Below are 24463 nucleotides of genomic sequence, written 5' to 3'. Positions count from 1 at the left end.
GTCAGCGGACGAACGCGTGTCCCCGCTCGCGGTCCAGGAACGTCTCGGACTTGTTCTTCAGCGCGAAGATGTATACGAGGAGCGAGATCGCGATGCACACGGTGACGTAACCGATGAACAGCGGCACCTGGTCGCGTTCTTTGAGCGCCTGGTAGATCAACGGCGCCGTGCCGCCGAACATCGAGTTCGCCAACGCGTAGCCCACCCCGACGCCGAGCGCGCGAACGTGCACCGGGAACAGCTCCGACTTGACCAGCGCGTTGATCGAGGTGTAGCCGGTGAGGATGACGTATCCAACCGCCACCAGCAGGAAAGAGGTGAGCGGCGAACGTGTTTCGGGCAGATAAGTGATCAGGATGTAGGTGTAGACCAGCCCACCGAATCCGAACCACAGCAGCAACGGTTTGCGTCCGACCTTGTCGCTGACCATCCCGCCGACCGGCTGCAGCAGCATCAGGAAGATCAGGCCGATCAGGTTGATCCACGTGCCCGTCATACCTTCGCCCTTATAGGCGGTCTTCACGATCGCCGGCGCGTTGACGCTGTAGGTGTAGAACGCGACGGTGCCGCCCATGGTGATCAGGAAGCACAGCAGCAGCGGTTTCCAGTAGCGGGTGAACAACTCGCGCATGGAGCCCGCACCCTTGTCCTCGCCGGCTTTGGTCGCCTCGATGACGTCCTCGGACAGCGATTCGTCCATGGTGCGACGCAGCCAGAACACCACGACCGCCGCGACCCCTCCGATCGCGAAACCGATGCGCCAGCCGAAGTCGTGCAGCTGGTCCTCGTCGAGGAACGCGTCGAGCACCAGCAGCGTGAACTGCGCCAGCACGTGCCCGCCCACCAGGGTCACGTACTGGAAGCTCGAGAAGAAGCCGCGACGCTCGCGGGTCGCCGCCTCGGACATGTAGGTCGCCGACGTCCCGTACTCACCGCCGGTCGCGAACCCCTGTACCAGGCGGGCGAGTACAAGGACGATCGGCGCGGCGACCCCGATGGTCGCTTGCGACGGCACCAGTGCGATCACCATGGAACAGAACGCCATCAGCGACACACTGACCGTCAGCGCGGCGCGCCGTCCCCTCCGGTCGGCGAACCGTCCGAAGAACCAGGATCCGACGGGGCGCATCACGAAGGTGACCGCGAAGATCGCATACACGTACACCGTCGAGTTCTTCTCGGACTCGTCGAAGAACTGTGCTTCGAAGTACGAGGCGAACACCGTGTAGATGTAGACGTCGTACCACTCGACGAGGTTGCCCGACGAGCCGCGGATCGTGTTCCAGATCGCCCGCCTGGTCTGGGCGGGAGTCGACCGCGGCGGTTGCGCTTCGGTGGTCGGTACGGTCATGGACGGACACGGTATCCGACCGAGCACCCGGTCGGATGGATGTTGTTCACGGTCCTATGGGCCAGACCGCACTCAGGGTCGTGGTCGGTCGTGAACAGCCCTCAGTGCATTCTCGTGCGTAGGCGCTCGCGCGCATCCACGCGCTCCCGCTGCGGCACCACGACGTACTTCGGGTCACGCGTCGAGGCCACGCCGGCCTCGAACACACCGAATCGCTGCAGCGCGCTGCCCAGGAGCAGCGCCGCACCCGAGGCGACCATCGTCGATCGGTTCCGTCCGACCGCCGCCCCGACGGCTCCCCCGACCGTCAGCGCCTCGGACAGTTGGCGCAGCCGGTGCGGACGCCCCGTGGTGTACGCCTCACCTTCCAAGCCCAGTCGCCGCTCCATCACCCGCGACGCCGCCACCTCCATACCCGCGCCCAGCACGGCCATGCGCCGCGCCGGACCGGCCTCGTCGTAGGGCGCCAACAACATGCCGAGCCCGGCGCCGCTGGCCGCCGCCGAACCTGTGAACACGAACGGCAGATACGGGTGGGCCTCCCGCCATGCCGGAACCGCCGTCTGCGACAACAGAACTGCGGTGTACGACGCCACTGCGGGCGCCGTTGCCGCCGCCCACAGCCCGGCCGGTCGCGCCGCCCTTTCCACCAGGCGGCCCAGCGCTGTGCGGCGCAGCCGACGCGGCATCAGTTCCGCGACCGCGATCACGCCCGACCCCGGGCCGTACGCCGAGAGGATCCAGGTGCCCATGCTCATCGGCGAGCTCGGTTTGGCCACCCGCAGCATGTGGTGGAACCGCTCGGGCCGCCCGAGGTCGGCGATCAGAAAGTACAGGCTGGCCAAAATGCTGACCAGCGAACCGATTCGGGTGACCTTGCACAAATCGGTCCGTCCCGTCAGGTCCGCGCCCGCCGCGAGCATCGCCGAGCCGCCGGACAGCCCGCCGCAGAACAGGTACGCCGCGATTCTCCAGTCCCACACCGGGCTCTTGAGGATCTGCTTGCCGTAGTAGGAGCGGAACTCGGCCTGCGGCACGGCGAGTTGTTCGCGGGGCATCAGCTGCGCCTGCCGAAGAACGACGACACCGCGATGCCGATCATCGCCGACGCCGCCATACCCGCGTAACGCCACATCGCGCCCATGTCGCGTGTCGGGACCACCGGATCCGGCGGCAGCCCGTACACCTCCGGTTCGTCGAGCAACAGGAAAAACGCACCGTCGCCGCCGACACCGTCGTTGGGATCCTCACCGTACAGCCGCGCCTCGGTGATGCCGCGTTCGTGTAACTGGTTGACGCGCAACGCGGCCCGTTCACGCAACTCGTCGAGCACGCCGAACTGGATGGAGTCCGTCGGGCACGCCTTCGCGCAGGCCGGCTCGAGCCCGTCGCGCAGCCGGTCGTAGCACAGCGTGCACTTCCAGGCGCGGCCGTCGCCCTCCCGCCGCTCGATCACCCCGTACGGGCAGCCCGACACGCAGTAACCGCATCCGTTGCAGATGTCCTGCTGCACAACGACGGTCGCGAACTCGGTGCGAAACAGCGCGCCCGTCGGGCACACATCGAGACAGCCGGCGTGAGTGCAGTGCTTGCAGACGTCGCTGCTCATCAACCAGCGGAAGTCCTGCCGGGTCTCGGCGCTCATCGTGTCTCCGGGGCGCTCGAAGCCGGGCATTCCCAAGTCCACGCGTTCCTGCCGGTCTTCTCCTTCCCAGCCTCGCCCGCCCGACGGCTGCTCGATGAACGCGACGTGGCGCCACGAATTCGCGCCCAGCTCACCGGTGTTGTCGAACGACATCCCCAGCAGGTTGTAACCGTCCCCATCCCCAGAGACAGGGACCTCGTTCCACTCCTTGCACGCGACCTCGCATGCCTTGCAGCCGATGCACACCGAGGTGTCGGTGAAAAAGCCCATCCGCGGGGGATGTTCACCGTATCCCGCATCGGCGGCCACGTCGTCGAGCGGGCCGTAGAAGCTGTTGTGGCTCATGGCTGTTCCTCGGTGTGGTCTTCGGACGGCTCGGTGGTGTCCAGGTTGGTGCCCGTCTCGGGGGTGATGCGGGCACGCTCGCGGTACATCGCGATGTACTGCAGCAGCGCCGGTCCCCGCGGCCGACGCCCCGGTTGGATGTCACATGTCGCGACCTTGCTCTCCTGAATGAACACGTTGGGATCGGCGACCACCCCGAGCAGGTCGTTGACGACGTCGCCGTCGATCAACCCGACGCTGCCCCAGTGGTACGGCATCCAGACCTGATGCACCACCCGGTCCTCGACCCGCAGCGGTCGCATCCGATCGGTCACGAACACCCGCGCGTCGACTGCCGAGCGGCTGGTCACCACGTGCGCCCATTCCATGTGCGTCAGACCGCGTTCGGCCGCCAGTTCCGGTGACACCTCGACGAACAGGCCCGGCTGCAGCTCGCTCAGATACGGCAGCTGGCGGCTCATCCCGCCCGCCGTGTGATGCTCGGTCAACCGTGCGGCGGTGAAGACGAAGGGGAACACCTCGCCGTGCAGTTCCGGCGGCGACGGGTTCGACGGGTTGTCCGCGCGCCCGTACACCTTGCGCGCCGGGTTGCCCTGCTGCTGGTAGAGCGCATTGGCCATCGGCGACTCGTGCGGTTCGTAGTGCGTCGGCAACGGTCCGTCGAGCACACCGTTGGGCGCGAACAGCCAGCCCTTGCCGTCGGCCTGCATGACGAACGCGTCGTCGCCGCGCAGCGCCTCGACACCGTCTGCGTCATCGGGCGGTTCGTAGTCCGGCGGCTTGTTCTTCTCGAAATCCGGGACGTCGTAGCCGGTCCACTCCCCTTTCTCGGCGTCCCACCAGATGAGCTTCTTGCGCTCGCTCCACGGCCGGCCCTGCAAGTCGGCCGACGCGCGGTTGTAGAGCACGCGGCGGTTCATCGGCCACACCCAGCCCCACTGCGCGTCATCGCCGGGCTCCCGGCGGGCGGCCTGGTTGATCTCGTCGGCGTAGACGCCGCTGTAGATCCAGCAGCCACACATGGTGGAGCCGTCGGCCTTAAGCGAGAGATAGTTGTCGACGGCGCGACCCGTCGTCAGATCGACACCGCTGATGCGCCGGAGCACGTCGTCGGCCGACGGCTCGTCACCGTCCAACCGGTAGTCCCACGACAGATCCAGCACCGGTCGGTCGCGCTCATCGGTTGAGCCGGCGAGCTTTTCGCGCAGAATACGACCCAGGTGGTAGAAGAACCAGAGCTCGGAGCGGGCATCGCCCGACGGTTCGACCGCCTGTTCGCGCCACTGAAGCTTGCGCTGCGTCTGGGTGAACGTGCCGGACTTCTCGACGTGCGAGGCCGCGGGGAACAGGAACACCTCGGTGCGACACGTTTCCGGGTCGATCTCGCCGGTCTCGATCTCCGGCGCGTTCTTCCAGAACGTCGCGCTCTCGATCTCGACGAGGTCGCGCACCACCAGCCAGTCCAGGTTGGCCATGCCGAGGCGTTGCAACCGTCCGTGCGCGGATCCGACCGCCGGGTTCTGCCCGAGCAGGAAGTACCCGAACACCTTGCCGTCGACCATGTCCATCACCGTGCGATAGGTGCCGTGGTCGCCGTCGATGCGGGGCAGGTAGTCGAAGCAGAAGTCGTTGTCGGCGGTAGCGTGCTCGCCCCAGTACTCCTTGAGCAGCGACACCATGTAGGTATCGGCCTTGTGCCAGAAGCCTTTCTGGTTGCGGCTCTTGACGTCGTCGAGGTGATCGGCCAGCGTCTCCTGACCGGCGTGCGGCATCGCGAGGTAGCCGGGCAGCAGGTTGAACAGCGTCGGCACGTCGGTCGAGCCCTGGATGCTGGCGTGCCCGCGCAGCGCGAATACTCCGCCGCCGGGGCGGCCGATGTTGCCCAGCAGCAGTTGGATGATCGCGCCGGCGCGGATGAACTGCGCGCCCATCGTGTGCTGGGTCCACCCGACGCTGTAGACCAGTGCGGCGGTGCGCTCGCGGCCGGAGTTCTCGGTCCAGGCCCGCGCGATGTCGAGGAACTCCGACGCCGGCACACCGCACACGCGCTCGACCATCTCCGGTGTGTAGCGGGCGTAATGCCGTTTGAGGATTTGGTAGACGCAGCGTGGATGCTGCAGCGTCGCATCACTCGGGATCTGGCCCGCCCCACCCTCGACCGGCGGCCCGCCGGACCCGCTTTCGTCGGCCGCCGCGTGCTCTTTGGCCTCGGCGCCGCCGCTTTCGGGGTCGGTGCGTTCGTACTGCCACGTCGACGGGTCGTAGGAGGCGGTTTCGTCGTCGTAGCCGGAGAACAACCCGTCGAGGTCCTCGGCGTCGGCGAACCGCTCGTCGACGATGAACGAGGCGTTGGTGTAGGCGGTGACGTACTCGCGGAAGTCGAGGTCGTTGCTCAGGATGTAGTTGATGACACCGCCGAGGAACGCGATGTCGCTGCCCGCCCGCAGCGTCAGATGGCGGTCGGCCAGCGCGCTGGTGCGGGTGAAGCGCGGGTCGATGTGCACGACCTTGGCGCCGCCCGCCTTGGCCTCGACCACCCACTGGAATCCGACTGGATGGGCCTCGGCCATGTTCGAACCCATGATCACGATGAAGTCCGAATTAGCGAGGTTCTGCTGGTAGTCCGTCGCCCCGCCGCGACCGAAGGAGGCTCCCAGACCGGGAACCGTGGCGCTGTGTCAAATACGCGCCTGGTTCTCGATCTGTAACGCCCCCAAGGCGGTGAAAAGCTTCTTGATCAGGTAGTTCTCTTCGTTGTCCAGCGTTGCGCCGCCCAAGCTCGCGATGCCCATGGTGCGGCGCAGCGTGTTGCGGTCCGCGTCGAACTGCTGCCAACCTTTCTCGCGGGCGTCGAGCACCCGGTCGGCGACCATGTCCATCGCGGTGTCCAGATCGAGTTCCTGCCACTCGGTGGCATACGGCGGCCGGTAGCGCACCTTGGTCAGCCGTTGCGGACCCGTGACGAGCTGCTTGCTCGCAGAACCCTTGGGGCACAGGCGGCCTCGCGAGATGGGGCTGTCGGGGTTGCCCTCGATCTGGATGACCTTCTCGTCCTTGACGTAGACCTTCTGCGCGCACCCGACCGCGCAGTACGGGCAAACGGAGTGCGCGACCCGGTCGGCGTCGACGGTGCGCGGGGTCAACTCCATCGAGCGCTTCGACTGGGCGGCCCGGCCGCGCCCCAACGGGTCCTGACCCGTGAGCTGGCGGTACACCGGCCACGACCCGAACAGCCCCTTGAGGTCCACAGTTGCCTCCTTACCCGACGCGACCCCCATCAAACCGCGTTACGGGCGCAGTTGCCACGAAGCTGACTTATGTCGGCGTTGCGCCTTGTCAGGAGGGGTGCAGCGGGCACGGCCGTCGTCGTCGGATGACCGCGATGGGCGCCACGGTGGCGGCAACTCGACCCGATCATGGTTGGCACCCTCTATGGTGCTGCTGTGGCCGAAATCGACCGTCGCACCCTGATGATGATGACCGGAGCCGCCGCTGTTGGTGCGGCCGCCTTATCCTCGCCGCTGGCCAACGCCTCGCCGGTTCGGCCGTCGCCGCCGGCGCAACCGCCGCCGGACGCGGCGACCGGCGGCTACCTGTTCGTCGACGAGTTCGACGGCCCCGCCGGCTCCGCGCCTGACCCGTCGAAGTGGATCGTCCAATCCTGGGACGACCCAGTGAACCCGCCGATCGTGGGCCATTACCGCGACGACCGGCGCAACGTGTTCGTCGACGGCAACTCCAACCTCGTGCTGTGCGCCACCCAGGAGGGCGACCAGTACTTCAGCGGCAAGGTGCTCAGCCACTTCCGCGGCCAGATCGGCACCACGTGGGAAGCGCGCATCAAGTTGGACTGCATGCACCCGGGCCTGTGGCCGGCCTACTGGCTGCTGAACCAGGATCCGCTGCCCGACGGCGAGATCGACATCGTCGAGTACTACGGCAACGAGTCGTGGCCGCCGGGGACAACCGTCCACGCCGCCTCCAACGGCAAGACGTGGGAGGGCATGTCGATTCCGCACCTGGTGGATCCCGCATGGCACACCTGGCGCACCGAGTGGAGCGAGGACGGATTCCGCTTCTGGCGTGACTACACCGACGGCGCCGAGCCGTACTTCACCGTTCCGGCCAAGCCGATTCCCGTCCACGGCAGGCCGGGCGACCTGCGGTGGCCGTTCGGCATCCCCGGCTACTGGCTGCAGGCGATCTTCAACCTGGCGGTCGGTGGTTCGGGGGGCGGGGATCCGCGCCGGGCACCGTACCCGTCGGTGATGCTCATCGACTGGATCCGCGTCTGGTAGACGTCTCCGCCCGCGGACGGCTCGCGCGGCTGGAACCACTGCTCGTCGGCATCGTCGGTGCCGCGGTGAGCCTCGCGGGCGCCGCGCGACCGTCGTTCTGGTACGACGAGGCCGCCACGATCTCGGCGTCCTACAGCCGGCCGCTGTCGGCGCTGTGGCAGATGCTCGGCGACGTCGACGCCGTACACGGCCTGTACTACGTGCTGATGCACGGCTGGTTCACCATCGTGCCGCCGACCGAGTTCTGGTCGCGGGTGCCCAGCGGCCTGGCCGTCGGGGCCGCCGCGGCCGGTGTGGTGGTGCTGGGTCGGCAACTGTCGTCGCGGGCGGTCGGGGTGGTGGCCGGTGTCGTGTGCGCGGTCCTGCCCCGGGCGACGTGGGCGGGCATCGAGGCGCGCCCGTATGCGCTGACGATGATGCTCGCGGTCTGGCTGGCGGTGCTGCTCATCTGGGCTGCGGGACGCGAATCACGTTGGGCGTGGGTGGGATACAGCGGCTTGCTGGCCGTGTCGATTCTGTTCGACGTCTACCTGGCGCTGCTGGTTCTCGCGCACGCGGTCTTTGTGTTGGCGTTCCGGCGCCGCCGGGCTGTGGTGCTGCCGTTTGCGGCTGCTGCGGGTGTGGGCGTCGCGGTGATGGCGCCGTTCGTCGCGGTCGTCGCCGGGCAGGCCCAACAGATCAGCTGGATAACGCTGATTGGGTTGCGCACGTTCGAAGATGTTGCTGTTCAACAGTATTTCGACCGTAACCCGTATTTCGCGGCGTTGTCCGCGGCGGTGGTGCTCGCGGCGATCGGGGTGTGGGCCTTCGCGCGTCGTCCCAGTGTCGGGGAACGAGAAGCGGTCGTGCTGGCCGTCGCCTGGTTGGTGATCCCGACCGCGCTGATCGTGGCGTACTCGGCGGTGCGCGAACCGCTGTACACGCCGCGGTATCTGTGCTTCACCGCGCCCGCCATGGCGCTGCTACTCGGCGTCTGCATCATGGTGGTGGCGCGTTCGGCGTGGGTGGCGACTGCGGTCGTGTTGGTGTTCGCCGTGGTCGCGGCTCCCACTTTTGTTGCCGTGCAACGTGGTCCGTACGCAAAGTACGACATGGACTACAGCCCGGTGGCCGACCTGATCTCGGCGAAGGCCGCCGCCGGCGACTGTCTTCTGGTCAACGACACCGTCACCTTCCATCCCGCTCCGATGCGGCCGCTGATGGCCGCGCGTCCCGACGCTTACACCGGCCTCGTCGACGTCAGCCTGTGGCAGCGCGCCGTCGACCGCCATGATGTCTTCGACACCAACCTGATCCCCGAGGCCTCGGTCGGACCGCTCGAACACTGTGCCGTCGTCTGGATCATCACGCAGGCCGACCCGGGCGCCCCCGAACACGAAGAGGGCGTGGCGATCCCTCCCGGCCCGCTCTTCGGGGGGACGCGAGCGTTCGCGGTCAGCCACGACATGGGTTTCCGGCTGGTCGAGCGGTGGCAGTTCAGTTTGGCGCAGGTGATCAAGGCCGAACGCTAGCCGCGCGATGGAATACCGGGGCCGAACGTGCGGTTCTGTATTTAAAGTCTCATGATCGGGGTGTACCGTACTCGCGCCGTCACGCGGAGCACGGACCGCAGGAAGGACATGCGATGAGCACGACGCCGCTGGTGCCCCCATTCACCCATGACACTGCTGTTGCGAAAGTGCGTGCCGCAGAGGACAACTGGAATACCCGCCATCCCGAGCGCGTCGCGAAGGGTTATACACCGGACAGCCGGTGGCGAAACCGGTCGACCTTCCTTCAGGGCCGCGAGCAGATCATCGAGTTCCTGACCGGCAAGTGGCAGAAGGAACTCGAGTACCGACTGATCAAGGAACTGTGGGCCTACGGCGGCGACCGCATCGCCGTCCGGTTTGCCTACGAATACCACGATGACCAGGGCCGGTGGTTCCGCGCGTACGGCAACGAGAATTGGGAGTTCGCCGCCGACGGGCTGATGAAGACGCGCCACGCCAGCATCAACGACGTCGCGATCACCGAGGCGCAGCGGTTGTTCCACTGGGACCGCTCCGGTCCGCGACCCGCCGACCATCCCGGTCTGAGCGAATTGGGGTTGTGACGGGGCGAGCGCAGTCACAGCCGCCTCATCAGCCTCTAGCAGGGAGCCCTTCGATGCTGCCCGGCTATCAGCGAATTATTCGCTCCAAGCGAATGATTCGCTCTGAGGTGGTCAACTGCGATGCTTACCCACCGGAGGCTGGTGAGACTGGTGGAGCTCGTGGAGCTAATGAGACTTGTGAATTCAGCGCTGCTGTGAATTCAGCGCTCCTGTGAATTCAGCGCTGCTGCGGACGAACCGTTCGGGCGCCGTCGGCGCTGCGGCGAGTGAGCTTTCGCGCATCGAGGTGTTCGAGCAGCGGCACCGCGACCCGCCGGGTGGTGTTCAGCGCGCGCTTGGCTTCGGCAACGGTGAACGGTTGTGGAAGCGTCGCGAGGATCTCTGCTGCGCGGTCGACGGCATCGGGGCCGAGAACCACGCCGTCGGCGATCCTGGTCAGCCGGCCCGCCCGGATCGCTGCCGCGAGTTCCCGCGGACCCAGGTTCAGGTCGGCGAGTTCGTCGGACTCCGGCGCTCGAAACGGCTCGGCCGCCAACCACTCCTCCACCGTGCGCACCGCCTTGTCGACGCGGGCGGGCAGCTCCGCGTCCGGGCGTCGCACCACTCCGTCGGCCACCTGAAGTCCGGTACCGTCCAACAGCGCGAGCAGGAGTTCGGCGGCGGGCAGACCGGACTGCTGCCGCAGGGTTTCCAGTGGCATTCCCGCCGCGATGTCGTGCCCGGCCGTCCAGTCGTCGAGCGCCGTGGTCATCTGCTCGCGGCGCTGAGCCCACCAGTCGTCGTCGACGATCCACTCCCCGATACGAGTGCCGTCTGCGCCAAAACCCATGGCGCGCAGTTCGGTTACGTGCGCGCACGGTGGCGGGCGGACGCGTCCTGTCGCCAACTCGTCGCCACGCTCGCGGGCCGCACCGCGACGCCGCAGCGCGGGCGGCCGCACGTCGAGCACCTCCACGCCTGCGGCGATACGGTGCTCGCCCGCGTCACGCAACAACCCGATGTCACCGATTCGCAGCTGCAGCGGACGCGTCAGCCGAAGTCGCGCACCCGCCGCTCCGAGCGGTCGCACCTGCACCGGCACCGCGGCCGATCCGATGTGCAGCACCAATTGTCGGTGTAGTTCACCGGGTTCGGTTAACAGAACGTCGATTTCGGTGGTTTGCAGCCACGCGCCCGGCGTCCGGATGGTGTCGCCGCGGCCGATCTGCTGGCGGTCGACACCGCGCAGGTTCACCGCGACCCGGGCGACGGCACCGACCTCCCGCCGATCCTGACCGAGCGACTGTAGGCCGCGAATCGTCACCCGTCGCCCCGCGTGTTCGAGCTCATCACCCACGCGCAACGTGCCCGCCGCCAACGTCCCCGTCACCACGGTTCCTGCGCCGCGGACGGTAAACGAGCGGTCCACCCACAGCCGCACATCGGCATCGAGGTCGGGTGACGGCAGCGCGTCGACAAGTGAAATCACCGCGGCCCGAACGGCTTCCAGATCCGTGCCGAGCACCACCGGCGCGTCGGGGAGCCGCTCTCTGACCTGCGCCAGCGCACGCGCGGGGTCGGCGAGGTCGGCCTTGCTGATCACGACGAGCAGGTGCCGGACGCCGAGCGCCCGCAGCGCGTCGAGGTGTTCCTCAGACTGGGGCATCCAGCCCTCCGTCGCGGCGACGACGAAAACCACTGGACTGTCTCGGGGCATCGGCCCACATCCGGCGAGCATGTTCGCGACGAACCGCTCGTGGCCCGGCACGTCGACGAACGCGACCTCACGCCCGTCGAGCGTGGTCCACGCAAAGCCGAGATCGATGGTCAGGCCGCGCCGCTGCTCCTCGACAAGCCGGTCGGGCCACATCCCGGTGAGGCGTTCGACGAGCGTGGACTTGCCGTGGTCGACGTGGCCCGCGGTCGCTACGACGTACACGCCAGCACCGCCTGAGCGAGCAGGCTGTCGTCGCCGGGTGCCACCGTGCGCAGGTCCAGCAGGCACCGACCGCCCTCCAGCCGGCCGACCACCGCGGGTGTGCCGGTCCGCAGCGGCGCGGCGTAGGACTCCGGAAGGCTGACCGCCGCGCTCGGCAGTGCGACCTCGGGTGCGCCGCCACCGCCCACCGCGGCGGTGCAGTCGACGGCCTCGGCTCCCGGGAGCTGAGCGGCCAGCTTCCGCGCGCGGGCCCGCAGATCGGCGACGTCGACGTCAAGCGCCTGCATGACCGGCGGTGGCGGGCCGACCAGCGTCGCCTCCAGCGCAGCGAGCGTCATCTTGTCGACGCGCAACGCCCGCGCGGCGGGATGACGGCGCAACCGCTCGATCAGCTCGGCCTCGCCGAACAGCAGGCCGGCCTGGGGCCCACCGAGCAGTTTGTCCCCGCTGGCCGTGACGACGTCGGCGCCGTCGCGCAGCATCGTGCTCGCGTCGGGTTCGTCGGGCAGCAGCGGATGCGGGGTGAGCAGGCCCGAGCCGATGTCGGCGACGAGGGGGACGACCTTCTTCCCGTCGCTTCGCTCGCCCCGGACGAGTTCGGCCAGTTCGGGCACGCCGACCGTCGAGGTGAAGCCCGTGACCGAGTAATTCGACGGGTGCACCTTGAGGATGAAACCGGTGTCGGGTCCGAGCGCGTCGGCGTAATCGCGCAGGTGGGTGCGGTTGGTGGTGCCGACCTCGCGGATGCGCGAGCCGGTCGACTCCATCAGTTCGGGCAGGCGGAAGCCGTCGCCGATCTCGATCAGCTCACCGCGGCTGACGACGATCTCCTTGCCGGGCGCCAGCGTCATCGCGGTGAGCAACAGCGCGGCCGCATTGTTGTTGACCACATGCACGCCGCCGGCCGTCGGGACAGCATGCGCCAGCGCGGCCAGCGCGCCGCGCCCGCGCCGGGCCCTGCGCCCGGTCTCGAGGTCGAACTCGACGTCGGTGGCACCGCTGGCGGTAACAACCGCGTCGACCGCCGCCTTGGACAGCGGTGCACGTCCCAGGTTGGTGTGCACGACAACGCCGGTGGCGTTGATCACCGGCCGCAATGTCGCCGCGCTCGGAGGCAACGAGGCAACCGCGTCGTCGGCGACCTGCTCCGGCCCGATCACACCGTCCCGCGCACGCTGCTGCGACTGTCCCACAACGGTTTTCACGAGCGTGCGGCCCAGCATTCGCGAGGCCTGGACCAGGCGCGGGTCGGCGAGCAGCGCGTCGGTGCGCGGCACCCGTCGTCGCGGATCGGTCACCGTCGCCCCTGTGATCTGGGTGCGCGATGTTGCGGCCAGCGCAACAGAACGCACCGAATTCGCATGAAGCCATCATGGCGCAACCGCGTCGATCGGGTACACCGATGGTGTGTTGACGTCGGTGGGACATGGTGCGCTCGACAAGACGGAGCTCGCGAGGCTGCTCGGCGAGGCCGACGTCGAGGCGCTGGTCGACATTCGCCGCTATCCGAACAGCAGGCACAACCCCGACGTCGAGAAGACCGCCATGAGCGAATGGGCCCCCGAAGCCGGGGTGGTCTACCGCTGGGAGCAGCGACTGGGCGGGCGCAGAAGCTTGCCCGCGGGCTCCGAACCCGAGGATCCGTGGTGGCGGGTCAAGCAGTTCGCCGCCTACGCCGCGTACACGCGCACCGACGAATTCGGCGACGCCATGGGCGAGCTGGTGGAACAGTCGCGGCGCCAACACACCGCGATGATGTGCAGCGAGTCGGTGTGGTGGCGATGCCACCGGCGGATCGTCGCCGACGTGGCCGTGTTGCGGTTCTCGGTGCCGGTCATGCACCTCATGCACGACGGTCGGCTCGTGCCGCACGAGCCGTCGGAGGGGGCGCGGGTTCGCGACGACGGCCTGGTTGTGTGGGACGGCTGATCACCGCAAGGGGTGGCGGAGGCGGACGGGAATCGAACCCGCCAGCGACAGAATCTGCCGCTCAGCGATTTTGAAGACCGCGCCGGTCACCAGACCGGATACGCCTCCCTGACCCACCGCACGATCATGCCAGGCAGCATGGAGGCTGTGACGGAGCAGATGACCTACCGACTGACCCAGTACGCCCACGGCGGAGGCTGCGCATGCAAGATCCCGCCCGGCGAGCTGGAGGACGTGGTCCGCGGCCTGACCGGCGCAGCACCGCGCGACCCGGTCGGGGAGCTGCTGGTGGGCCTCGACGACGGTGACGACGCGGCTGCGGTGCGCATCGACGGCGTCGGTTCAGGCGGTGGGCTGGCGCTGATCGCGACGACGGACTTCTTCACCCCGGTGGTCGACGACCCGTACGACTGGGGGCGGATCGCGGCCACCAACGCGCTGTCGGATGTGTACGCGATGGGCGGGCGCCCGGTCGTCGCGGTGAATCTGTTGGGCTGGCCGCGCGACGTGCTGCCATTCGAGTTGGTCAGCGAGGTCCTGCGCGGCGGCCTGGATGTGTGCCGGGCCGCGGGCTGCCACTTGGCCGGCGGACACAGCGTCGACGACCCGGAACCGAAGTACGGGTTGGCCGTCACCGGTGTCGCCGATCCGAAGCGGTTGCTGCGCAACGACGCAGGCAAACCCGGTGTCCCCCTGACGCTGACCAAACCGCTGGGCGTCGGGGTGCTCAACAGCCGGCACAAGAACACCGGTGAGACGTTCCCGGAGGCGATCGCGGTCATGACCACACTGAACGCCGATGCCGCACGGGCCGCCGTCGACGCCGGTGTCGAATGCGCCACCGACATAACGGGTTTCGGGTTACTCGGCCACCTGCACAAACTCGCCCGCGCCAGCGGTGTCACCGCGGTGATCGACAGCGCGGCGGTGCCCTACATCGACGGCGCGCGAGATGCGTTGGCGCAGGGCTATGTCAGCGGCGGAACTCGCCGCAACCTGGACTGGGTGTCACCGCATGTCGATCTGACCGCCATCGACGAAGATGAGGCGCTGCTGCTGGCTGACGCGCAGACCTCGGGTGGTCTGCTGATCGCCGGGGAGATTCCGGGCGCGCCGGTGATCGGCGAACTGGTGCCGCGTGGCGAGCACACGATCGTCGTGCGCTGAAAGGTCAGCTCTGGGCCATCCACGCCACGCTGTCGGACCGCGCATCCCGGATGACCGTGCCCGCGGCTTCGCTCCACTGCTCGCAGTCCGGTGAGCCGGTGTTCGCTTTGCCGACCGCGCACCGCATGACCATCGCACCGAGCGCGGGCGTCGTCATATGCGGTATCACAAGGAGTTTCACGGAGGCCGAGCGTCCGGCGACGGCCATCAGTCGATGGGGCCGGCGCGGGCCGGAATTCTTGGTACGGGTGCTCGACAGGATCGAGTTGAAGTCCAGGGTGCCCTCTGTGGCCGCCCAATTCACCCGAATGTCGATGATTTCGCCGAGCGTCTTGTGCAGGGTTTCGATCAGCTCGGGGAGCTCACCGGCGACCGAACCGGTGTGCGGCCACCAGGCGCCGTCGATGTCGGAGCCGAGTTTGCGCGCGAGCACGAGGCGGACGGGTCGGGCGAGCCGCCGCGTGCCCGTAAGGCCGTTCACGCCGAGGGTGTGGACGGACCGCGCTCTGGGCGGTCGGAGAACACCGGATTGGTGACGGGTTCGGTGGAGTGGTCTTCGCTCGAGACGAACTCGGGCTTCTGAGGGTGTGAAAACAGGTCGTTCGACTGCATGTAGCAAGTCCTTCGTTACGTTCCGCAGCGGCCGATGTCGAAGGTGGCGCGCGGTGTCAAAGCGCAGTTCCATCGCGTTCAAAAGATGGCTGCTGACCGGAGACGGCTGCCTCCAGGTTACACGTGCGGCTGGAAGCGCGTGATCAACGGGTCGCGCCGTTGATCTGCGGCGTGGAGATCATGCCCTTCTCGACGCCCCACATCAGGGCGATGGTGCGGTACTCGCCGGTGGAGATCAGATGCGCCAACGCCTGGCGCAGCGACTCGGCCAGCCCGGAACCCTGGGCCACCGGCCAGCCGTAGGGCGCGGTGTTGAAGACGTCCCCGGCGGCCTCCAGCGCGCCGCCCGAGGTCTTGATCGCGAACCCCGCGACCGGTGAATCGGTGGCCATGACGTCGACCTCGCCGTTGATCAGCGCCTTGGTCAGGTCGTCCTGCGTCACGTAGACGACTTTGTCGACGGGTGCCGACCCGGCGGCCACACACTCCTCGCTCTTCGCCGGAACCTCCTCGGTCTCCTGAAGGGTCGCGTACGCCACGCCGATTCGAAGTCCGCATGCCTCGGCCGGGGTGAACGCGGACCCGGCCCGCTGCGCCCACAGCGTGCCCGCCTGGAAGTAGGTGACGAAGTCGACCGACTCCTCGCGCTCCTTGGTGTCGGTGACCGATGACATGCCGACGTTGAAGTCGCCGGCCCGCACCGACGGCAGGATCGCCTCGAACGCGGTTTCGCGGTATTCGGGAACCAGGCCCAGCGTCCGGGCGATCGCGTTCATCAGATCGACGTCGAAGCCGACGATCTGACCGTCGGCATCCTTGAATTCGTTTGGCGCATAAGGGGTGTTGACACCGATGACGAGCTTGCCCGTCGACCGGATGTCCTCGGGCACCGTCGCCGCGATGGATGCCACCGCGCCATCGGCGGCGGGCGGCGGCGTCGTGGTCTCCTCGATGCTGGCCGGTCTGGCGCTGCCGTCCTGGCCGCTGCGCCACTGCAGCACGCCGAACGTGCCCAGCGCCGCGACCAGCACGACGGACGCGGCGACCGCCAGCGCGCGGCGCGGCACCCGCGTGACGCGTGCCGTTGCCGGTGCCCGTCGCGCCTGATGCCTGCCGCTACCCGCGGTGCGCACCGGGGCGGTGAGCGCTCGGCGTGCGGCGTCGGCCAGGTCGCCGGCCTTCTGGTAGCGCTTGGCCGGCGTCTTGGCCATGCCTTTGGCGATGACCTCGTCGAAGGCCGCCAACCGCGGATCGACCGCTGAGGGCTTCGGCACATCCTTGTTCATGTGGCCGGCGATCTGCTGCTCGAGGCTGTCGGCGGGATAGGGGCGCACGCCGGTCAGACACTCGTAGAGCACGCAGGCCAGCGCGTAGATATCGGCGGTCTGGTCGACCGGTTTGCCCTCGAAGCGTTCGGGGGCCATGTACGCCATGGTCCCGAGCGTGCTGCCCGCGGTGGTCAGACCCTTCTCTCCTGCGCTGCGGGCCAACCCGAAGTCGATGAGGTACACGAATTGGCGTTCGGTGACCAGGATGTTCGACGGTTTGATGTCGCGGTGGATCAGCCCGCTGGCGTGCGCGGCGTCCAGTGCCATCGCCACCTGTTCGACGATCTTGACCGCAAGCGTGGTGTCGAGCGGGCGTTTACCGGCGTCGCTGAGGATGGCGCCGAGGTTGCGGCCCTCGATGAGGCGCATGTCGAGGTAGAGACGGCCGTCGATCTCGCCGAACCCGTGGATCGGCACGACGTGCGGGTCGTTGAGCCCGGCGGCGGCCTGCGACTCACGCCGGAAGCGCTGCTGGAAGATCTCGTCGGCGGCCATGCTGGGCGGCAACACCTTCAGCGCCACGATGCGGTCGGTCTTTGTGTCGTAGGCGCGATAGACCTCGCCCATACCGCCGCGGCCGATCAATTCCTGCAGCTGGTAGTGCCCGAATGGTGTCGCGTCCACCGTCTCTATTAACCCCTCGACAGCGGCCAACCCCGCATCGGTGTGTCGATTGAAGTTACATCATGTTTGCCAGAATCTCTTAATATTCTCCGCCGTTCTCGGCAGGCGGCCTCGGGCCTGCCGTGGCGGTGTCCCCGACGGGGTGGCGTGGGTCGGTGGGACAGGTTGCTGCCGGTGACCCGCCGGTCTCCGGCGCCGTGCGAACATGCGCGAAGTGCTGATTTTTCGCGGCGTGTCGTGTGCCGACGCGCGCGCTCGCGGAGTGGGCGAAAGGAGGTTTGGATAGGCGGCCGCGGTCAATTCCTCGGACGACCGAGGAGGCGTCATGCAGACGGTCCAACGAGGGTGGTGGCACTGGCGGATGACCCACGCGCTCGGTCGAAATCCGCTCGTGCGGATGACCGATCGCATCGAGACCCTCGTGATCGTGATGGCGGTGGCGGCCTCGCTGATCGCCATACCGGTCGCCGGGGCGATGGCGACGGCCATTCACGAGGAACGCGGCCGCGCATACGTGGCAGAGGCCCAGCATCGCTACCCGGTCACCGCCACCGTCACCGCGACAACCGCGCCGCTTCGGAACACCGACGTCTCTGTCGTACAGGCGAATTGGCGGTTCGCGGGTGTCCAGCACACCGAGCGTTTCCAGTGGGACCAGATTGTCAGAGTGGGCCAGACCATCGACATCTCGGTCAACCCGGACGGTCGGCGGGCGCAGCCACTGGATCCGTGGTGGCGCGCCGGGGTCGACGCCTCGGTCGCGGCGATCTCGTTCTGGCTTGCGGTGACGGCAGCGGCGGCGATGGTGGTCCTCGGCGTGCGCCCATGTCTGCGGCGGGTGCGCTACGCGGCATGGGACCGCGAGATCGCCAGCCTCGCCGACGGCGGGACGGCGAACCGCCGCCCCTGACCGTTCGCACGCGAGCACCGCGGACAACCCGCTGCGGCCAGTCAACCCGCCGCGGCCAGTCAACGCGCCGCGGTCATCCAACCCGCGCGGTCAGTCAACCCCCGCGAGCGACCGCCCTTGTACGTCCGAGCGCGGCGTGTCACTGCACAGACACGGACGCTCGCGGCAGTTGGAGGTTTGAGCTCTGCGGACAGTGGTAAAAGCACCGGCATGTTGACCAACCTGAAGAAGTTTTCACCGCTCTTGGTGGCCGGTGCGGCAGCTGCCGCGATCGCTGCCGCGCCTGCAGGCTTTGCTTCGCCGACGTTCCTCCCGACCGGTGGCCCTTCGGGCTGCGTCGACCCCGCCGGCACGGGCTGCGCGGTCGCGCCGGCGCCCGCACCCGCGCCGGGTGTGTGGACACCGCCGCCGCCTCCCGGTGCTCCGCCAGTGGCGGGCGCTGTTCCGGGCGGACCGGCCGGCGTGGCCGGACCCGAGGGCGCGGCGGGTGCGATCCCCGGCGGACCGGCCGGCGTCGCCGGACCCGAAGGCGCGGCGGGCGCGATTCCCGGCGGCCCCGCGGGGGCGGCCGGACCGCAAGGCGCGACGGGCGCCATCCCGGGTGGACCGGGCGGCACGGCCGGACCGGAGGGCGCCGCCGGCGCCATTCCCGGCGGACCGTCCGGCGCGGCGGGACCGCAGGGCGCCGCCGGTTGCATTCCCGGGGTCGGCTGCGGCAGCGTGCCCGCCACCGACATCCCCTGATCAGTTCTGCGCCGCGGATGACGTGTCGGCGGTGGCGGATCTTGATGCAGCTTGATCCGCTGCCGTCGACACGCCACTCTTTCTCGCCGACACCGTGATTCGCGCACCACGGTGCGGCGTCATGATCACGTGCTTGAGCTTCTGCCGTTCGCCCGCAGCCGTGGTTGTCGCCAGCTCGACGCGTGAAAGCACCTCACGCAGCACCACGCGCATCTCCACCATCGCGAAACCCGCACCGAGACAACGACGATTGCCGCCACCGAACGGCAACCACGTCGTCGGGCTCAGCGTCGCGCCGACCATGCGATCCGGATCGAAACGGCCGGGGTCGGGATAGATGCCCGCGTCGTCGTGCACCAGCGTGATGCTCGGAACCACCATCACCCCCGCCGGCAGCCGGTAGCCGGCGATCTGCACCGGCTCGGTGAGGATTCGGCCGACATCGGGAACGACCGGGCGAATCCGCAGCGTCTCCTTGGCAATCGCGTCCAGATACTCGTCGTCGCCGGATTCGGCCGCCCGCACGGCCTTTGCCAACACATCGGGTGTTCGGGTCAACCGCTCCAGCGCCCAGGACAACCCGGTCGCGGTGGTGTCATGCCCGGCGACCAGCAGCGTGATCAGTTGATCGCGCAGCTCGCGATCGGTCATCCCGGCACCGTCGCCGACCCCGGCGCGCACCAGCATCGCCAACGCGTCGGTGCGCTCAACGAGGTTCGGGTCGGCGCGACGGTCCGCGATCTCGGCATACAGGAGTTCGTCGGCGCGATCCATGTTGCGCCGCAACCGTTGCCAGAGTCGATGTCGCAACAGCTTCGGCTTGGCGATGGCCACCGACGCCCACGGCCCGACGTTCAACAGCTGCGGCATCACCTCGCGCAACGCGGCCAACCGATCCGGGTCGCTGGCGCCGATCACCGTCCGCAGAATCACCTCGAGGGTGATCTCCGACATCTTCGGCGCCACCGCGAACGGCTCGCCCACCGGCCAGCCGGCGATGTTTTCCGCCGCGATCTCGGCCATCACGTCCGCTTGGCGCGCCACCGCGTCACGGTGGAACGGCGCCATCATCAGCCGGCGGCGTTCGCGGTGCACCTCATCGTCGACGACGAGCACCGAACTGTCCCCCAGCAGTCCAGCCAACATCGAATTCGCCTCGCCGGCATGGTAAATCCGCGGGTCGCCGGCGAAGACCGTCTTGATGTCGACCGGGTCGGAGAGATAAACCATCGAGCCGACCATGGAGTTCGTCAAGGTGAAAACGCTGCCGTAGCGGCGTTGGCAGAGCGACACGATCTGCGGCCACCACCGCATCATCAGCAACAGGATCGCGAACGACGGGAGCCGGGGTCCCGGCGGCAGCGCCGACGCTGTTGTTGTACTCATGCCTAATAGAGTACGAGCGGGACGCGCGATTGGGAACAGCCGATTTCGCGTCTACGGCTGTGCTCGTCGCCGATTCACGCCCCCGGGTGCAAAAGCGGCGAGCGCAGCGACCCGAGTAACGCCACCCGTATTGGGTAGGCAGTGCCCATGAGCACCTATCCCGCCTTCGACACGATGCCGATCGGCAAGCACTGGCGCGCCGGTTCGTCCGGCAAGACCCGGCAGGACACCGACCCCTACACCGGCGACGTGCTGACCGAGATTCCGCAGGCCGACGCCGACGACCTCGACGAGGCATACACCAGCGCCCTTGACGCACAACGCGATTGGGCCGCACAACCGCCCATGGCCCGCGCCCAGGTGATGCGCGACGCCGCCGACGTGATGAGCAAGCGCAAGGACGAGATCACCGGCTGGCTGATCCGCGAGTCCGGCGGGACGGTCGCCAAGGCCGAACTCGAATGGAACCTCGTGCGCTCGGTGCTGTGGGAAGCCGCGTCGATGCCCCACCACGTCGAGGGCAAGATCATGCCGTCGGACATCCCGGGCAAGGAGAGCCGCATCTACCGCGAGCCCGTCGGCGTGGTCGCGGTGATCTCGCCGTGGAACTTTCCGATGCAGCTGTCGAACCGCTCGGTGGCGCCCGCGCTGGCGGTCGGTAACGCGGTGGTGCTCAAACCCGCGGGCGACACCCCGATCACCGGTGGACTGCTGCTCGCGCGGATCTTCGAGGAGGCCGGCCTGCCCCCGGGCCTGTTGTCGGTGGTCATCGGCTCGGGCTCGGACATCGGCGACGCGATCGTGCAGCATCCGGTGCCGCGCGTCGTCTCGTTCACCGGCTCCACGCCCGTCGGTGAGGGCATCGCGGCCAAGGCGGGGATCAAACGCACCGCGCTCGAACTCGGCGGCAACGGCCCCATCGTCGTGCTGGAGGACGCCGATCTGGACCTCGCCGCACGGGCAGCGGTGTTCGGCTCGTTCTTCCACCAGGGTCAGATCTGCATGATCGGCAACCGCACGATCGTCGACGGCCGCGTCTTCGACGAGTTCCTCGACCGCTTCGTCGACCGGACCAAACAACTGCGCGTCGGCGACCCGCGCGATCCGGAGACCCAGCTGGGGCCGATCATCAACTCCTCGCAGCTGGAGTCGGTCCAGGACAAGCTCGAGCGCGCCCGCGGCGACGGCGCCTCGCTGCTGATCGGCGGCGACCCCTTCGGCCCGACCGGCCAGTGTCTGCCACCGCACATCCTCACGGGGTCGAACGACGTGGCGACCGCCCGCGAGGAGGTGTTTGGGCCGGTGATGACGGTAATCCGGGCCGACGGCGACGAGGACGCGCTGCGGCTGGCCAACGCCACCGAGTACGGCCTGTCATCGGCGGTGTTCAGCCGCGACGTCGAGCGCGCGGTGCGCTTCGCCCGCCGCATCGACACCGGGATGACCCACGTCAACGACGCCCCGGTCAACGACGACGCCAACACCGCGTTCGGCGGGGAGAAAGCGTCCGGAATCGGTCGCTTCGGCGGCCAGTGGGCCGTCGACGAGTTCACCACCGAGCACTGGATCTCCGTGCAGCACGAGCCAAGGCAGTACGCGATCTGACGTCGGAGCCCCCGGTCGCCAATGAGTCGCTTTCCACGGGTCAGCGGCTAAGTTGACGGCGGGTCGCTACCGACGTGGCCCCCGACCGGAGAAGATCGTTGATACATGCGCGTTGACGGACGGGACATCGCCGTCTCCGGCAGCCTGCTGCAGCCTTTGACGAGGCGGACCAACGACATCGTCCGCGTCGTGCTGGCCGCGCTGTTCCTCGCGGTCGTCATCACCGGCTCGCTGATCACCCGCAACGAGTGGGTGGCGCTTGAACGCTCGATCTCCGAGATCGTCGCGGTCCTGACCCCGACCCAGGCCAACCTCGTCTACCTCGTCTACGGCATCGCGATCGTCGCGCTGCCGTTCGTCATCCTGGTCAGCCTGATCCTGTCGCGACAGTGGAAGCTGCTCGGCGCCTACGCCGCGGCCGCGGTCATCGCCGGATCCGCGTTGTCGATCAGCGGCCTGGGGCTGACGGCGCCGCGCTGGCACTTCGACCTGTCCGGACGCCTCGACACGTTCGCCTCCCAATTCGTCGACGACCCGCGCTGGATCGCGATGCTCGCCGCGGTGCTCACCGTCTCCGGGCCCTGGCTGCCCGCCCGATGGCGACGGTGGTGGTGGACGTTGCTGCTGGCGTTCGTGCCGATCCACCTGGTGGTCAGCGCGGTGGTACCGGCTCGCTCGCTCGTCGGGCTGGCGGCCGGCTGGTTTGTCGGGGCCCTGGTGGTGCTGGTGGTCGGAACCCCCGGTTTGGAGGTGCCGCTGGACGGCGCCGTGCGGGCGATGGCCCGGCGCGGCTGCATCGTCACCGGCTTGCGGGTGGTGCGCCCGGCCGGCGCCGGACCGCTCGTGCTCACCGCCACCTGCCAAGACCAACAGGCCGCGGCGGTGATGGAACTGTACGGGCCCCACCAGCGCGGCGGCGGTGTGCTGCTGCAGCTGTGGCGCAAAGTGCGGCTACGAGACCGGGAGACCGCACCGCTGCACGCCTCGATGCGCCGCCTCGTCGAACACCGCGCATTGATGGCCATCGCGATCGGCGAGCTCAAGATCGCCAACGCGTCGACGATCGCCGTCGCCGCGCTGGACCGGGGCTGGACGCTGTACGCCCACACCCCACCCCGCGGGATTCCGATCAGCGAATGTGTGGACTCGATATCCGTCGGCCGGGTGTGGGAGTCGCTGCGCGAACTGCACGACTGCCAGATCTCCCACGGCGACCTGCGCAGCAGCGAGATCACCGTCGACGGTGACGCCGTGCTGTTCGGCGGATTCGACAACGCCGAGTACGGCGCCACCGACGCCCAGTTGCGCAGCGACATCGCCCAGCTGCTGGTGACGACGACGCATCTCTACGACGCGGGTTCGGCGGTGCGCGCCGCGATCGATGCGTTCGGCAACGACACGGTCCTGACCGCGTCGCGGCGCTTGACCATGGCGGCGATGCCGATGCGCATCCGCAATTCGGTGACCGCTCCCAAGGCCGTCATCTCCGCCGTCCGCGACGAGGTGAAACGACAGACCCGCGTGGACGAGATCCGCACCGAGACCGTCACGCGGTTCACCCGCAGCCAGGTGATCCAGCTGGTCCTGCTGGCCGCGCTGGTCTACGTCGCGTATCCGTTCCTGTCCTCGGTGCCGACGTTCGTCACCGAACTGCGCACCGCGAACTGGTGGTGGGCGTTACTCGGCCTTGCCGCCACGAGCCTGACGTATCTCGGTGCGGCAGCGGCACTTTGGGCCTGCGCCGATGGTCTGGTCAGCCTGTGGGGTCTGATCGTCATGCAGGTGGCCAACAAGTTCGCCGCCACGACGACGCCGGCGGGAGTGGGCGGGCTGGCGCTGTCGGCGCGGTATCTGCAGAAGGGCGGCGTGAGCCCGATTCGCGCCACCACCGCCGTCGCGCTGCAGCAGTCGGTCCAGGTCATCACCCACCTGGGGCTGCTCATCTTCTTCTCCACTGCCGCCGGCGTGTCGGCGGACCTGTCGCGGTTCGTCCCGAACGTGACGCTGCTGTACCTGATCGGCGGCGTGCTGCTCGGCCTGGTCGGCACGTTCTTGCTGGTGCCGAAGCTGCGGCGATGGCTGGCGACGGCGGTACGGCCGCGGCTGGAGGAGGTCATCGGCCACCTCATCGCGCTGGCCCGGGAACCGCGACGGCTGGCGATCATCATGGCCGGCTGCGCGGCGACGACGCTGGGTAACGCGTTCGCGCTGTGGGCGGCGATCGAGGCCTTCGGCGGTGACACCTCGTTCATCACGGTCACCGTCGTGACGATGGTCGGCGGCACGCTGGCCTCGGCCGCACCGACACCGGGCGGGATCGGTGCGGTGGAGGCGGCGCTGATCGGCGGCCTGGCGGCGTTCGGCATGCCCGCCGCCGTCGCCGTGCCGTCGGTTCTTCTCTATCGAGTGGTGACAATCTGGCTGCCCGTGTTCGTCGGGTGGCAGGTGATGCGCTGGATGACGAGGAATTCGAAAATCTAGACCCCGATGTCGTGGTGCCACCGCC

The 24463-nt window shown here is 68.4% G+C and carries 19 protein-coding genes and 1 tRNA gene; 9 read left to right on the top strand and 11 right to left on the bottom strand.

Annotation, left to right across the window (positions count from 1 at the left end):
* Position 1 precedes the first annotated feature (1 nt).
* From AU197_RS14515 to fdh, 4 genes are all read right to left on the bottom strand, one after another.
* Positions 2–1351 (bottom strand): MFS transporter, encoded by a 1350-nt coding sequence (locus tag AU197_RS14515; RefSeq protein ID WP_064403403.1) that lies wholly within the window; start codon positions 1349–1351, stop codon positions 2–4.
* 101 nt (positions 1352–1452) lie between these two features.
* Positions 1453–2409, bottom strand: coding sequence for an NrfD/PsrC family molybdoenzyme membrane anchor subunit (gene nrfD, locus AU197_RS14510; RefSeq protein WP_064403402.1), 957 nt, complete (start codon positions 2407–2409; stop codon positions 1453–1455).
* On the bottom strand, positions 2409–3341 hold the full coding sequence (locus AU197_RS14505) for a 4Fe-4S dicluster domain-containing protein (RefSeq protein WP_064403401.1): 933 nt from the start codon (positions 3339–3341) through the stop codon (positions 2409–2411). Before AU197_RS14505 ends, nrfD begins: the two co-directional genes overlap by 1 nt.
* Positions 3338–6619: a formate dehydrogenase gene (gene fdh, locus AU197_RS14500; RefSeq protein WP_231744931.1), complete on the bottom strand. Its 3282-nt coding sequence runs from the start codon at positions 6617–6619 to the stop codon at positions 3338–3340. Before fdh ends, AU197_RS14505 begins: the two co-directional genes overlap by 4 nt.
* Positions 6620–6793: 174 nt before the next feature.
* Here fdh and AU197_RS14490 point away from each other — a divergent pair, with 174 nt between their 5' ends.
* The 3 genes from AU197_RS14490 to AU197_RS14480 all read left to right on the top strand — a co-directional run bounded on the left by AU197_RS14490 (position 6794) and on the right by AU197_RS14480 (position 9734).
* Positions 6794–7639: a glycoside hydrolase family 16 protein gene (locus tag AU197_RS14490; protein ID WP_064403415.1), complete on the top strand. Its 846-nt coding sequence runs from the start codon at positions 6794–6796 to the stop codon at positions 7637–7639.
* Positions 7633–9150 carry a glycosyltransferase family 39 protein gene (locus tag AU197_RS14485; protein ID WP_064403414.1) on the top strand — a complete coding sequence of 506 codons (1518 nt, stop codon included), beginning with the start codon at positions 7633–7635 and terminating at the stop codon, positions 9148–9150. Before AU197_RS14490 ends, AU197_RS14485 begins: the two co-directional genes overlap by 7 nt.
* Positions 9151–9263: 113 nt before the next feature.
* On the top strand, positions 9264–9734 hold the full coding sequence (locus tag AU197_RS14480; RefSeq protein ID WP_064403399.1) for a nuclear transport factor 2 family protein: 471 nt from the start codon (positions 9264–9266) through the stop codon (positions 9732–9734).
* Between the two features lie 217 nt (positions 9735–9951).
* Here AU197_RS14480 and AU197_RS14475 read toward each other — a convergent pair whose 3' ends face one another.
* Together AU197_RS14475 and selA are read right to left on the bottom strand one after the other, a co-directional pair.
* Positions 9952–11652 (bottom strand): selenocysteine-specific translation elongation factor, encoded by a 1701-nt coding sequence (locus AU197_RS14475; protein WP_064403398.1) that lies wholly within the window; start codon positions 11650–11652, stop codon positions 9952–9954.
* The gene (gene selA / locus AU197_RS14470) at positions 11640–12950 is read right to left on the bottom strand and encodes an L-seryl-tRNA(Sec) selenium transferase (RefSeq protein ID WP_064403413.1); all 1311 of its coding nucleotides are present in this window, start codon (positions 12948–12950) and stop codon (positions 11640–11642) included. The genes AU197_RS14475 and selA overlap by 13 nt, the downstream gene beginning before the upstream one ends.
* A 109-nt stretch (positions 12951–13059) precedes the next feature.
* Between selA and AU197_RS14465 the strand changes: the two genes are divergently transcribed.
* Entirely contained in the window at positions 13060–13581 is a 522-nt protein-coding gene (locus tag AU197_RS14465; RefSeq protein ID WP_064403397.1) for a DUF488 domain-containing protein, read from the top strand.
* A 13-nt stretch (positions 13582–13594) separates the two neighbouring features.
* On the opposite strand, the gene AU197_RS14460 is transcribed toward AU197_RS14465, so the two are convergent.
* Positions 13595–13689 (bottom strand) — tRNA-Sec (locus AU197_RS14460).
* A 51-nt stretch (positions 13690–13740) separates the two neighbouring features.
* Here AU197_RS14460 and selD point away from each other — a divergent pair.
* Positions 13741–14748, top strand: a complete 1008-nt coding sequence (gene selD, locus AU197_RS14455) for a selenide, water dikinase SelD (RefSeq protein WP_064403412.1) — start codon at positions 13741–13743, stop codon at positions 14746–14748.
* A 4-nt stretch (positions 14749–14752) separates the two neighbouring features.
* Here selD and AU197_RS14450 read toward each other — a convergent pair whose 3' ends face one another.
* The 3 genes from AU197_RS14450 to stpK7 form a co-directional block, all read right to left on the bottom strand.
* The gene (locus tag AU197_RS14450) at positions 14753–15229 is read right to left on the bottom strand and encodes a DUF5994 family protein (protein WP_064403396.1); all 477 of its coding nucleotides are present in this window, start codon (positions 15227–15229) and stop codon (positions 14753–14755) included.
* Positions 15226–15360 (bottom strand): hypothetical protein, encoded by a 135-nt coding sequence (locus AU197_RS26775; RefSeq protein WP_286145562.1) that lies wholly within the window; start codon positions 15358–15360, stop codon positions 15226–15228. The genes AU197_RS14450 and AU197_RS26775 overlap by 4 nt, the downstream gene beginning before the upstream one ends.
* Positions 15361–15503: 143 nt before the next feature.
* Positions 15504–17312 carry a serine/threonine protein kinase StpK7 gene (gene stpK7, locus AU197_RS14445; protein WP_064403395.1) on the bottom strand — a complete coding sequence of 603 codons (1809 nt, stop codon included), beginning with the start codon at positions 17310–17312 and terminating at the stop codon, positions 15504–15506.
* A 325-nt stretch (positions 17313–17637) separates the two neighbouring features.
* On the opposite strand from stpK7, the gene AU197_RS14440 reads away from it, so the two are divergent.
* Both AU197_RS14440 and AU197_RS14435 read left to right on the top strand, forming a co-directional pair.
* Entirely contained in the window at positions 17638–18222 is a 585-nt protein-coding gene (locus tag AU197_RS14440; protein ID WP_156434426.1) for an Rv1733c family protein, read from the top strand.
* A gap of 210 nt (positions 18223–18432) precedes the next feature.
* The gene (locus AU197_RS14435) at positions 18433–18966 is read left to right on the top strand and encodes a hypothetical protein (protein ID WP_064403393.1); all 534 of its coding nucleotides are present in this window, start codon (positions 18433–18435) and stop codon (positions 18964–18966) included.
* On the opposite strand, the gene AU197_RS14430 is transcribed toward AU197_RS14435, so the two are convergent.
* Positions 18967–20352: a cytochrome P450 gene (locus AU197_RS14430; protein WP_064403392.1), complete on the bottom strand. Its 1386-nt coding sequence runs from the start codon at positions 20350–20352 to the stop codon at positions 18967–18969.
* Between the two features lie 147 nt (positions 20353–20499).
* Between AU197_RS14430 and AU197_RS14425 the strand changes: the two genes are divergently transcribed.
* The gene (locus AU197_RS14425) at positions 20500–21957 is read left to right on the top strand and encodes an aldehyde dehydrogenase family protein (RefSeq protein WP_064403411.1); all 1458 of its coding nucleotides are present in this window, start codon (positions 20500–20502) and stop codon (positions 21955–21957) included.
* 105 nt (positions 21958–22062) lie between these two features.
* Positions 22063–24438, top strand: coding sequence for a lysylphosphatidylglycerol synthase transmembrane domain-containing protein (locus AU197_RS14420; protein WP_064403391.1), 2376 nt, complete (start codon positions 22063–22065; stop codon positions 24436–24438).
* Positions 24439–24463: the final 25 nt, after the last annotated feature.

This window comes from Mycobacterium sp. IS-1590 (assembly GCF_001500025.1).
Lineage (GTDB): Bacteria > Actinomycetota > Actinomycetes > Mycobacteriales > Mycobacteriaceae > Mycobacterium.
This window is presented reverse-complemented; position numbering and strand designations above follow the sequence as displayed.

Excerpts from the sequence above, each read along its gene's own strand:
- AU197_RS14515 (WP_064403403.1), bottom strand. The coding sequence starts at position 1,351 with ATGACCGTACCGACCACCGAAGCGCAACCGCCGCGGTCGACTCCCGCC.
- nrfD (WP_064403402.1), bottom strand. The coding sequence starts at position 2,409 with ATGCCCCGCGAACAACTCGCCGTGCCGCAGGCCGAGTTCCGCTCCTAC.
- AU197_RS14505 (WP_064403401.1), bottom strand. The coding sequence starts at position 3,341 with ATGAGCCACAACAGCTTCTACGGCCCGCTCGACGACGTGGCCGCCGAT.
- AU197_RS14480 (WP_064403399.1), top strand. The coding sequence starts at position 9,264 with ATGAGCACGACGCCGCTGGTGCCCCCATTCACCCATGACACTGCTGTT.
- selD (WP_064403412.1), top strand. The coding sequence starts at position 13,741 with ATGACCTACCGACTGACCCAGTACGCCCACGGCGGAGGCTGCGCATGC.
- AU197_RS26775 (WP_286145562.1), bottom strand. The coding sequence starts at position 15,360 with ATGCAGTCGAACGACCTGTTTTCACACCCTCAGAAGCCCGAGTTCGTC.
- AU197_RS14440 (WP_156434426.1), top strand. The coding sequence starts at position 17,638 with ATGCAGACGGTCCAACGAGGGTGGTGGCACTGGCGGATGACCCACGCG.
- AU197_RS14435 (WP_064403393.1), top strand. The coding sequence starts at position 18,433 with ATGTTGACCAACCTGAAGAAGTTTTCACCGCTCTTGGTGGCCGGTGCG.
- AU197_RS14430 (WP_064403392.1), bottom strand. The coding sequence starts at position 20,352 with ATGAGTACAACAACAGCGTCGGCGCTGCCGCCGGGACCCCGGCTCCCG.
- AU197_RS14425 (WP_064403411.1), top strand. The coding sequence starts at position 20,500 with ATGAGCACCTATCCCGCCTTCGACACGATGCCGATCGGCAAGCACTGG.
- AU197_RS14420 (WP_064403391.1), top strand. The coding sequence starts at position 22,063 with ATGCGCGTTGACGGACGGGACATCGCCGTCTCCGGCAGCCTGCTGCAG.